The organism is Microbulbifer aggregans, from assembly GCF_020524005.1.
In the GTDB taxonomy this organism is placed as follows: domain Bacteria; phylum Pseudomonadota; class Gammaproteobacteria; order Pseudomonadales; family Cellvibrionaceae; genus Microbulbifer; species Microbulbifer aggregans_A.
Map to the genome: position 1 here is coordinate 413,631 of NZ_JAIVKK010000001.1, position 12,594 is coordinate 426,224.

General features: G+C 51.2%; 4 protein-coding genes. 1 reads left to right on the forward strand and 3 read right to left on the reverse strand.

Annotated elements, in window-relative coordinates; all coding sequences use genetic code 11:
• Positions 1–148: 148 nt before the first annotated feature.
• The gene (locus tag LC093_RS01875) at positions 149–8,977 is read right to left on the reverse strand and encodes a calcium-binding protein (protein WP_226661415.1); all 8,829 of its coding nucleotides are present in this window, start codon (positions 8,975–8,977) and stop codon (positions 149–151) included.
• A 209-nt stretch (positions 8,978–9,186) separates the two neighbouring features.
• Between LC093_RS01875 and LC093_RS01880 the strand changes: the two genes are divergently transcribed.
• On the forward strand, positions 9,187–9,555 hold the full coding sequence (locus LC093_RS01880) for a hypothetical protein (RefSeq protein WP_226661416.1): 369 nt from the start codon (positions 9,187–9,189) through the stop codon (positions 9,553–9,555).
• Between the two features lie 561 nt (positions 9,556–10,116).
• On the opposite strand, the gene LC093_RS01885 is transcribed toward LC093_RS01880, so the two are convergent.
• On the reverse strand, positions 10,117–11,046 hold the full coding sequence (locus tag LC093_RS01885; protein ID WP_226661417.1) for a hypothetical protein: 930 nt from the start codon (positions 11,044–11,046) through the stop codon (positions 10,117–10,119).
• Positions 11,047–11,229: 183 nt separating this feature from the next.
• Entirely contained in the window at positions 11,230–12,561 is a 1,332-nt protein-coding gene (locus LC093_RS01890; RefSeq protein ID WP_226661419.1) for an HlyD family type I secretion periplasmic adaptor subunit, read from the reverse strand.
• Between the last annotated feature and the right edge of the window lie 33 nt (positions 12,562–12,594).

Here is a 12,594-nt window from a genome sequence, read left to right on the forward strand (position 1 = left end):
GTGATCGGGTTTATATATTTTCCTTTAAATTCAATTAGTTAAGACAGTCTATAGGAGGTTTGCCCCTTAGATCGTCGTTCCCCCTAAACTAAGCTATTTAAGGCAAACCCGAGCACTTCATATACTCGGGTTTGCCGCATTGCTCCTATTACGCAGCTTGCCAGTTCGCAGCGATAACAGGATCTACCTGGTCGCGTACTTCCTGCGGCAATTGAGTTTCTCCGGCTGGCGGCGCACCGAATGCCGCCATCGCGCTCACCAGATTCTCGACCATGCTTGCTTGCAGAATCGCATCACCGGTACGGATTTCATCTAGCTGCTGTGCGCTATCAGCATACCAGTCTTGAATCGTCACCTGGTCATCAGACCCGATAATGTCGACGATCAGGTTGTCACCATCGCGGCTGAACCATAGATTGCTTTCGTCGATATCGGTTAGGAACTGCAAGACATCGTTATCTGATACAGCGGTACTAGAGAGATTGTTGATGACGTCTTGGCCAGAACCCACGCCTATCAAATAGGTGTCACTGCCTTCGCCACCGATAAGATAGTCATTCGCAAGCCCACCGTTTATTTGGTCATCACCCGCGCCGCCATCGATGAAGTCGGCATCGGATGAGCCAAAAATTGACTGAGCGGCGGCATCAGCTGCGACCAGATTGGCATAACTGCGTTCATCGGGTAGCCCTTGGTATTCTGGAGAGCCCGAGGAATCCGGGTTGGACAAACCAAAGGCGCCGAAAATCTGATCCGATGAAATGCTACCGCCGGAGGCAAATGTGATGCTGTCTACTACATGGTCGCCACCCAGGAACCAGTCCTTGATGGTAACGGAGTCGCTACCACCGCTAATATTCAGCACGAGGTCATTGCCACTCATCATTAGCCCGGATGCGACGTCATTGAAGTCGATACCATCAAAATGCAGTTCATCGCTGCCGCCGCCCACGTTGTCAATAGTGTCTTGACCGTCACCAGAACGGAAGATGTAGACATCGTTATCGCGACCGCCGATTAGAAGATCGTTTCCGCTATCGCCAGCTAGAATATCTGCCCCATTCCCGCCCTCAAGCCGGTCTTCATCGGCACCGCCATTGAGGACATCGTCACCATTGCCGCCTCGAATCAAGTCGCGAGCAGCGGTTCCCGATAAAGCTCCGTCATTCCCGGTTGTGCCTTCCAGTGTGTTGTCGAACCCCGGGGCTGGTGTTGGCACCGTCAGGCCAAACGCATCAAAAATTTGCTGTGCTGTTAGCGAACCGCCGGTCTCAAATTCAATAGTTTCAACAAGGTTTTCACCTCCTAGGAAGAAACCGCTGAGCGTGACCTGATCCGGTCCTCCGTTTACTTTGAGAATCAGATCATCACCGGACTTGGTGAGAAATGAGGCTACAGAGCTAAAGGTAATGCCGTTGGCAAAACGTAGTGTATCGGTGCCGCCACCAGTGCCGTCAATTCGGTCTTGGCCACCGGTATAGATATAAAGGTCGTCGCCCACGCCGCCGACAAGAAGATCATTCCCAGCACCGCCCTGTAAAGTATCATTACCTTCACCACCAAGCAGAACATCATCACCTGCGGTGCCGGTTATCACATCGTTACCACCGATTTCCGGCGCCGTGGGATCTCCTCCTGCACCGGGATCAACTGGGTCGGGGTCTACAGGATCAACAGGGTCAATCGGCTCACCATTGCCGCCGCTACCGTTGCCATCCGGCAAAGTTTCCAGCAAACCTGAGAAATCGGCGGCCATTATAGAAGCGCCACCATCATCTGGTTGCACATAGCTGATGGCGCTGTCACCGCCAAGGAAATGATCCTTAACCCGCATTTGCTGATTCAGATCAGAATCTACCAAGATGACCAGATCATCGCCGTCCTGGTGGAAGGTGAGCTGGCTTCTGGCAATACCGTTCAGGAAGAAAATACCATCGAAACCTCCGCCGGTATTGTCGACGGTATCGACACCCCCGTTGGCGATGTAGTAATAGTGGTCGTCGCCAACACCTCCAATTAATAGGTCGTCACCATCCTCGCCGGAGAGAGTGTCGTTCCCCTCCTCCCCTTTAAGGATGTCATTACCCGAACCACTACCAGAGCCATTACCGCCGGCCAGGTAGTCATTGTTGGCGCCGCCAAGTAATTCATCATCACCGGCCATGCCAAACAGAGTATCGTCTCCGGCAAGACCAGTCACCTGATCATTACCCGTAGTACCAACCAATTGCTCTCCACTCGCGGTACCGGTAATCACAGCATCGTAATCGCTGCCACCAGCATCAACCATCTGGTTGATTTGTTCGGTCGGAATCATATATCCGCCGGCAGGCTGCACCCAGTCAATAGCAGACTCGCCTCCTAGGAAATGGTCCCGGACCCGCACACTATCACTACTGCCGTCATCAATAAGGATGAGCAGATCGTCGCCGTCGCGTGTAAACGTCAGGCGCTCTTCAGACAACTCTCCGATGAATAAGATACCGTCGGAACCACCATCGCCGTTTAGTATTACATCGTGGCCATCACCGGCTCCGAAGACATACTTGTCGTCGCCAGTGCCGCCAGCCAGCTGATCGTCACCGGCATTGCCGCTCAGTTGGTCGCTCCCGCTTCCACCAAACAAGGTGTCATTGCCGGCTCCGCCTTCGAAGTAGTCATCGTCAGCACCGCCATCCAGATAATCATCGCCGTCACCGCCGAAGAACTTGTCGGCGCCCTCTTGGCCGAACAACTGATCGGCCCCGTCACCGCCCTGGAGGCTGTCACCACCTGCCCCGCCCTCGATATAATCATCGCCGCTGCGGCCCACCAGGTTATCTACTCCGTCGCCGCCGAATAGACGATCATCTCCCTCTTCTCCGTCGAGGTAATCGTCTCCTGCTTCACCGTAGATTTCATCGTTACCGGTGCGCCCCCAAACTTGGTCGTCACCAGCCCCTGCATGGATTTCCTCGTGCAAATCCCGATATCCCAGTAAAATTTCAGCGTCGGCCGTGCCCAAGGTCGCCATGCGGGCTTCCACATCCGCATCAGTCAGTATTGTGCCGTTAGAAAACTCAAAGCGGTTGACTTTGAAATGATTGGTAGGCTCCTGGAACCAGTTCTGGATTGTGATTACATCGCTTCCATTACTGTGTTGGATCTGTAGGTCGTCACCGGTTCGAATAAACTGGAGCTCTTCCGAATTGATACCGGCGCCGAACTGCAGGGTATCCGAGGACGGATCAATATTGTTGTAGGCCTCACCGTCGCGACGCTCGATTATGGTGTCGCGGCCATCGCCAAGATTGAATTGGTAAATGTCATTGCCGAATGAGCCGTAAAGAATGTCATCACCGGTGCCACCGGCAAGGGTGCTGGCACTGCCGGACCAGGTGTCGATGTCTGCAATCAGCGTGTCATCACCTGCACCGCCCAATAATGTGGCAGAGCCCAGCCCACGCAGCTCGTCGTTGTCTGCGCCACCAGACAAAACTCCGGTACCCTCTAACAAGTCTGCTCCAGCATCACCATAGAGCTCGCCCGAACCATAAAGTTCGTCATCCCCGTCACCACCATGTAACGAGTCTTCGCCACTATCGCCGTAGAGCTTGTCGTTGCCGGCATCGCCGTAAAGGGTATCGCTGTCGCTGCCTCCGTGCAGCAGGTCATCGCCAGTTCCCCCGGAAAGCGTATCTATACCGCTCCCGCCGAACAGCTCGTCGTCATCGAGCCCACCATGCAGCTGGTCATCACCACTGTCTCCGTGAAGGGTATCGGTACCTGCGTCGCCAAACAGCTCGTCGTCATCGCTTCCACCGCGCAAAGTATCAGAGCCGTCTCCACCTTGGAGATGGTCGTTACCCAGATCCCCGTGCACCTCGTCATTGCCCAGGCCACCAGAAACCTGATCATTACCGGCCCCCGCCTGGACATTATCATCACCACTCAGAGCTTCGATCACTTCGTCCGCGCTAAAGCCCTGAATGACATCATCTTCTCCACTGCCCGCAATGGCGTTGGCCATTAGCTCGGCAAATTCCCAAATGACGCCATCACTAAAGGAAACCGACTCAAAACTGGATTCCGCTGCCGTCAGCAGTTCGCCGTCATATTGATTGGAGAAAATGAGCTTGTCTGTCGAGCCTGGCAAAGTGATCACCAGATTTGCCCCTTCGCGGCGCACACGCACTTCACTGGATTCGATATCGACGAACTCAACACGGTCCATGCCACCGGAATCAGAGAGATTGCCCAAGCCATCGCCGCGGGCGAAGCGGTAGATATCGTCGCCATCTCCGCCGGAAAGAATGTCACTACCTGTGCCACCACTGAGAATATCGTTACCGGCTCCGCCAAACAGCTGATCATCGCCAGCACCACCGGATAAGTGATCATTGCCTGCATTGGCATTCAGGATATCTGCACCGCCGTTACCCTCCAGCACATCGTCAGTGCTGTAGCCGATCAGGTTATCATCGCCCTCGGCACCAATCAGAGCCATATCCAGAAGGGTTTCCCGGTCCCATATGGTGCCGTCTGCAAAGCGGACTTCATCAATCGCATAGCTACTGGCACCTTCATTCTGGAAAAAATTGTGTACCAGAACTTGATCACCAGAACCGTAGTCCAGCTGAAGGTTGTCAGCCTCTCGCGAGACGGAAACGCTCGCAGGTAATACTTCCGCAGCAAACACGACCGCGTCAGTTCCCATTGAATCACTGTTGTAGATCAGGTCATTACCGTCTCCGGCACCAAACTGGTAGGTATCGGAACCTTCACCACCGGTCAGAGCGTCATCGCCAGCACCACCGATCAACAAGTCATTGCCTTCACCACCCAAGAGCTGGTCGTTGCCGGCATTGCCGAATAACTCGTCATCACCTTTATCGCCGTCCAGGAAATCATTACCGGCCAAGCCATCTATGTTGTTGTCATTGACATTACCGTAAATCGCATCAGACTGCTCTGTTGCTTCCAGGATCTTGCTGTTAATTTCCGCTGCGGAAACATCCCAAGACTGGCCGTACACGGCTTGCTGAAAGCCAATCATCCGCCCGGCGATACCATTGAGATCTGGATAGTAATTGCGGATAGTGACCTTATCTGTCTCGCTTTGTTTGAACAAAATGTCCAAGTTTCGTCCATCGCGACGAAATACGACATCTTCCAGTTCAATTTCGGAAACGTAAATGGTGATCTTTCCCTGACTGTCGTTAATAGAGTCCTGGCCGTCACCCGCAGTAAAGTAATAATCATCGTTACCGGCACCACCTTCAAGATGGTCATTACCCAAGCCACCAATCAGCTTGTCATTCCCGTCGCCGCCATATAGAACGTCATTTCCTTCCTCGCCGAACAAGCGATCGCTATCCGCACCGCCGTAGAGAGAATCCTCCCCCAGGCCACCCTGCAACTCGTCCTCACCTTCCTCGCCAAACAGACGGTCATCGCCATCCTGGCCCTGGATGACATCATCGCCTTCCTGACCATACAGGTTGTCATTACCCGCCAAGCCAGTAAGCACATCGTTGCTGGAAAAGCCGTAGATGGTATCGTCGTCTTCCGTCGGCTGTATGGCTCGGTCTTTGAGCGCTGCCAGATCCAGTTCGGTGCCGTCATCGAAGCGGATGTGGCTAAGTGCGTATTCACCCAAGCCGTCCGCTTCAAAGTACTGTCGTACGGTTACCCGGTCCTGCATGTTTTGATGATACAACACCAGGTCATCGCCACTGCGGCGCACCCAGAGGTCATTCGAAGTGATACCCGGACCGAACTGCAGGATATTGATATCGGTTCCGCTCTGATTCCGATCCAGAATGGTGTCTAGACCATCGCCCAGGTTGAATATGTAAGTATCGCTACCCTGTTCACCGTAAAGCGCGTCATTGCCAACGCCTCCAGACAAGATATCGTTACCATCACCACCGTAAACCGTATCGGTACCATCACCGGCATCAATCGTATCGTTGCCGGCCTGCGCTCTTATGACGTCATTACCGGCCAACCCCACGAGCTCATCATCCGTCGCGTCATAGCCCCAGATTTCATCGGCGCCCACAGTTGGGATGAGTACCTTCTCTTTGACGGAATTGATATCCCAAACAGTCCCATCAGCAAATTCGATGGTGTCGACCGCCTGACCGGTGGTCGCATCGCTCCTGAAGTAGTTGGAAATACGAATAGACTGATTGCCACTGTCAATGTCGAGCAGAAGGTCCCAGCCACGGCGGAGCAGAACAGTATTATCTGGCGGAATTGTTTCACCTAGGCGTAGGCGGTCATTATCTTCTGCGGCGCTGACCTCCCCTATCGTGTCATGACCGTCGCCACCGGCGATTTCGTAGACATCGCTACCTTCACCACCGTTAAGGTAATCATTGCCTACACCTCCGGTGAGGATGTCATTACCGGAATCTCCGTATAAGGAATCCGCACCCTCCCCGCCGATTAGTTCATCATTACCCTCACCGCCGTAAAGCCTATCATTGCCCTTACCACCGTCTAGGGAATCGGCGCCAACCTGGCCGCGTATCAGGTCATTACCACCAAAACCACTTAGATCATCACCTGTAGTATCGTAACCCCAAATTTCATCAAAGCCCTCCGTAGGGACAAGTACTTTTTGCTTGACGGTATCGATATTCCAGACTGTGCCATCTATGAATTCGATTGTTTCCACTGCTTGGCCAGCAGTCGCATCTTCACTGAAATAACTGGATATTCGGATGGACTGCTCACCACCATTAATGTCGAGCAGAAGGTCCCAACCACGTCGGAGAAGAACAGTATTTTCTGGAAGAATATTCTCGCCTAGAAGCAATCGATCATGATCCGCCGGGTTAGAGTCCTCCAAAATAGTATCGTGGCCATCGCCACTAGCAATTTCGTAAGTGTCACTGCCTGCGCCCCCTCTAAGGGAATCGTTGCCGACACCCCCGTTGAGAACATCATCCCCTGCATCGCCACGGAGGAAATCCGAGCCTTCATCGCCAATCAGATAATCACTGCCTGCGCCACCGTAGATTGTATCGTTACCGGTGCCGCCATCTACTGTGTCGTTACCTGCCTGACCTCGCAAATGATCACTACCGCCGAGACCTTCTAAATTGTCATCGGTGCCATTGTAGCCCCAAATTTCATCAGCGCCTTCTGAGGGAATTAGTACTTTTTGTTTAACAGTGTCAACGTCCCATACAGCTCCATCGGCAAATTCGATAGCATTCAGGGCGTACCCTCCTGCACCGTCATCATTGAAGTACCCCGAGACGGTAATTACTTCACCAGTTGCACCAATCGTCAGCAAAAGGTTGTCGCTATTACGGGTGGCGACGACATCACTTGACTCAATACCGTCTAGAAAACGCAGGACATCAATACGCTCTGAACTTTTGTCATAGTTATAGACTGTGGTGTTACCGTCTCCGGCACCAAACAGGTAGGTGTCGCTGCCGGTTCCACCCGACAGATAATCGTTCACGCCCGTACCGCCCCGCAAAGTATCATTGCCATCACCACCGTACAGCCGGTCGCGACCATCACCGCCCTCTAGGGTGTCATTGCCAGCCTCTCCATAGAGGTAATCGCTACCATTATTACCATACAGCGCATCGTCTCCGGCACGTCCGTATAGGCGATCGTTACCATCGAAGCCGACGATTACGTCCTCGGGTTCACCTCCATAGATAGTATCCGCACCGGAGGAACCAATGCTGGAGTCGATATCCAAATACTCAAATACCGGGTGTTCGAAAGCGGGAAGCAGTGATTCGATATCACCATGTGAGGAGACGAAACGGCCAATCGCATCTGAGAGATCCGAACGGGCGGAAGGGTCTATTTCTACTAACGCGGTCAACTTCAGCCACTGCTTGGCTATCGCCTCCTCGTCCCCCAAAGAAACAGCGATACTGGCCAGGGCATCATCAAATACCTGCGCGCCAATCTCGGTATTGGTTGTGAGCAAATCTGTGCCCGGATCGTAAGTTAGTCCGGGGGCGATATCTGCCAGCAGGCCACTGGCCACCGAGAACTTCACCAACAGATTGCGGAATAGCTCATTGTAGGCCTGGCGATAGTACCCGCCGGTGGTAACAAGCTTTCCCTCATCCCGCCACTGTCCATCTCCCAATAGCAACGCGTCCAATCCTGCATATTGCTTGATTATTCCCAACTGCTCCAAAGTGAAGGATTCGCCTGCCAGACGAAAATCGACGAGGCCTGATTCCAAATTGACGTTAAGTTGGTGATCAGGATCAATATCGTTAATCGCAATATCTTCAGCGCCCGCCCACTTGGCGAGCAGGTCTTCAAAGCCAGCAAGTAGCGATTCAGCGGTCGGTGCATTGAGCAAGTCGAGCGCATAATTTTTCAAATCTCCGTCAAGGCTCATAGCTTGATGCAGGTTAGGCATCAGGCCATAGCCTTTGATATCAGAGACTGCCAATACATCGGGATCCAGAGTTACTTCACCTACAAACTCTGTGAATGTGGGATCGGATGTAAACAGAACATCAGCAGCGATACCGGATGTCTCGGCCGCTACCCCTTGCGAGCCATCGGACCAGGTGAAAGTACCCTGACGTGCAATTTGTGCGTCCGCACCCTCCTGCTCATCGACCTCCACATATGCCAAGCTGATTTCAGAGATTCCCAAATCGGTCAAGTACTGGAGCTCGTCAGATTGGCTTACGCCGTCACCATTGACATCTTGCCAGACCAGAAGCTCCGAAAAACGTTCGTCATTCGCGTCAATTATGCCATCGACATTGCTATCCAGCTCGGAGAGTTCTTCATAACCGGTGCGTAGGGGACTGCCGAATAACTCGTTGATATCATTGATGGTGCCATCTGCATTGCGGTCCAAAGCAAGGAAGCCGTCATCACTATTTAGCCAGGAGGTCCGCGTGGCGAATCCATCGCCATTTAAATCGAAATAGGCACTACTACCATCCAAATTGGTAAGTTCAACACCATCGCCATCAAGATCAAGCACCAGAGGATCGCGCGGAATTGAGCGGCCTGAGCCGTTACTTCCAGAACTGGCACTGCTACCGGCGTCACCACCTGCACCGCCCTCCTCTCCACTAGGAGGGGTAATTTCCCGTCCAAGAGCATCCTCGATTTTCTTTTTTGCTTCGTACCACTCAGGTGTACCTTTCTCAAAAATGCGTTCTTGCCCCTCTTCGGGACCAAATTCACTGATTGTTCCATCTCTGTTTGGGCTATAACCATAGCCCTCAGAGTCGCCGCCAATTATCAAGCTATCGGGCCAATAGTTATCTGAGCCTGATTCCGAGCCTGATTCCGAGCCTGATTCCGAGCCAGAACCCGAGCCAGAACCCGAGCCAGAACCCGAGCCAGAACCCGAGCCAGAACCCGAGCCAGAACCCGAGCCAGAACCCGAGCCAGATTCCGAACCAGAACCCGAGCCAGAACCCGAGCCAGAACCCGAGCCAGAACCCGAGCCAGATTCCGAACCAGATTCCGAACCAGAACCCGAGCCATCCGAATCTCCCGATTCACCAGGATCAGTGGGGTTACTACCACCGCCGGAATCCGTTATATCTGTAAATTGAGCTCTTAAGTTAGATGCCCCGGTGTAATCGCCTGGAGTCATCGCAGTATCGTAAATATGACGGGTTTGAACCAAGTCTGTGTTGTGCCTCAAATATGCATACTGACGGATGTCGGTATTCGGGTCATAGCCTTCGGACACCAATTGATCAACTTCATCCTGCCAAACTGGGTTGATAACCGTGGGAAATCCGTCATTGTATATTTGGAGCTCATTATAAAACGCCCGAGTCTGAGCTTCTGCATTGTTCCTCATGGCATCTGCAGTTTGATCAGCCATCGGCCCATTAGGATTGTCTCTAACATATCGATTCCAAGCCGTTTGCCAACCTGCGTCTGTATATTGAAACAGTCCGGAAGCTGTTGTCGTTCCTGCTGCCGCATTTGGGTTGAAATCCGATTCTGCGTTTGCAATTAATATCGCAGTTTCAATTAATATATTATCTAGGCCAAGCTCATTCCCTATGTCGACTATATCGTCGACCTGGCTCAGTTGATTGCTAGTTAAGTTACTTAAATCAGAGGACACTGGAATTCCCTTTTATATTTTTTAAAAAATTAATCAGTAACGTAAATTATGGACCAATAACTTTTAAATTTATCACCAATAACCTTACGCCTTTCAGAGTTATCATTGAATACCTCTGAAGAAAATTCTCCGTCCAAACTAGGGCTGGAAAATGGTACGCTATCCAGCGCCAGAAGTGAGCTGTGAAAATCGCGGCTCTTTGGGTCAAGCGTTTCTATTTTAGATATCACCCCGCTTAAATAATCCTTCAAATATCTTCGAACCAGCTCACTATCCACTTCAGAACATTGATTACATACTACAAAATAGTTAAATGCACCAATGCCAACACCCGGTATGTACGGAAGAAAGTCATATCCAAAATGCGCCTCCAGTGATTCAGACGCCGAGCTTACGGATTTTGCGTCAACATCCTTACAGAAAAGATCAAACCTCCAATTCTCAATAGAATCACTTTCACACACGCCAAAACCCGCTATCAAATACACATCGGTTGATATATTTTTTTTAAAGGCAAGTGTTTTTTTGAGATTGTACTGGAAAATTCTCTTCTCATTACCAGGAATATCGAATGTGACAATATATTTTTTTGCTCTCGACCAATCTTCGGAGTCAATAATTATTGTGTTTTTATCAGCAATAATTCCACAATCTTCACTCCGATTTGATGGATACAAATCGAATCCAGAGTAATAAAATTTCTCCCCATTGACCTGAACACTAAAAATCCCGTAACCGCCAACGTCCTTTCTTGGCGGAGGGGTATAATAATCTAATTTGAATTTATATCTTTCACTGCCCCCCTCACACTTACCTTGATATCTCCACCCATCAATGCCTGTACTTTTTAAATGCTCTAAGTTTGTATTAATGTCTTCCGCCCTGCTCAGAATAGATACCAAAAATAGCGCTTTAAACAGCATTAACATGCGGGCATACTTAAAAAACAACCTACTCATGACGTCCCCACCTATTTAGAATCAAATAATTCATCCGGATCGTATACTTTAAGTTTTCAGCTATATATTAAATACTATACCTCTTGTAGTAGATGGTGTCGGGAGTTCGAAATTTACATTCCGATTCCTCATAACATGAAATCCAGCATGTATACCTTAATTTTTGAAGTTCATTATCAAAAATCACCTTTCCTTAAGGCTATTTTCCTTATACCTGAGTAAAGGCGACAGGAAGAATTCAATTATCCGCCGTTGTCCGGTTTTAACTTCAGCCATCACCGACATACCTGGCGACAGCCGGACAAAATTTCCCTCGACGGCAACTCCACCCTGCTTCAAAGTCAGCCGGGCCTTATAGATGAGCCCCAGATTTTCATCCAACACAGCATCGTCAGACAAATTAAAGAGCTCCGCGTCTACAACCCCATACTTGGTAAAGTTGAAGGTATCGATCTTGACTTCCGCTAACTGCCCCTCCCGAACAAAACCTATATCTTTATTGAGAATATAAGCCTCAACCTCCATCTCGCTATCCTCGGGTACGATTAACATCAATTCCTGCGCCGGTGTGACCACACCGCCAATCGTATGTAAGGCTAGTTGCTGTACGGTGCCATCTATCGGTGCCACCAGGTGGTACTGCTTGCTGCGCTGCTCTGCTTTGTTTTTTTCTTCTAGTAGAGAGGCCTCTCGTGTTTGGTACTCTTGTAGCTTCTGCAAGGTGCTTTTGTACTGCTGATGGATTAGCGCATCCTGTTGCGCACTGTTCGCTGCCAGAGAGGCGTCCAATTGCTGTAATCGCGCCTGCTGTATCCCAATATCCTGCTCTACTTCAATTTGCTCTTGCTTAATCTCCAGATATTCCATACGCGGGCCTAGCTTTTTCCGCTGCATCACTTCGTAGGCGCTTACGCGCTCATTCAGAACCTCAAGCACTCGCTGATTCTTGGTGACTTCGGCCTCGGTCATCCGGTATTCGGCCTTCATACGGGCGGCCTCCCGTTCCATAGCGTTCAGGTTGGCAGTAATCTCTGCAGCTTCTTGCTGCAGCAACGCCTGATATTTTGGAAGCTGGGGAACAAAATCCGGAGTGTTGGCTTCTAGAATCGGAGCTTGGCGTCGCCCCCCGGCGAACCATTCGGCAAGCGCCTCCAGTCTGAGTCTTTGCGTGGCGGTATCACGCCATTCCTGCCTCAAGCGACGTACATCGGCTTCGGTTATGGCGGTATCCAAAGTTATCAGTGGTTCACCCGCTGCTACCCGCTGCCCTTCACTTACATGAATCTCTGCTACTGCGGCGGTTTCCAGTGGCTGTATGGTTTTTACCCGTTCGCTGGGAATCACCTTGCCCTGAGCGGTAGCGACGATATCGATACGCCCGAAGCAGGCCCATAACAGAGCGATTACAAATAGTGCAACAATCGCCCACAGGATTCCGCGTCCAAGGGGTGAAGGCGGCGTCTGCTCGATCTCAATGGCGGCGGCGCGGAAGCTGTGGATGTCGTTATCCGTCAATACCGCCTCTTGTTTCGAGGCCAACACTGGGAG

Coding starts and splice junctions, on each gene's coding strand:
- LC093_RS01885 (WP_226661417.1), bottom strand. CDS start 11,046: ATGAGTAGGTTGTTTTTTAAGTATGCCCGCATGTTAATGCTGTTTAAA.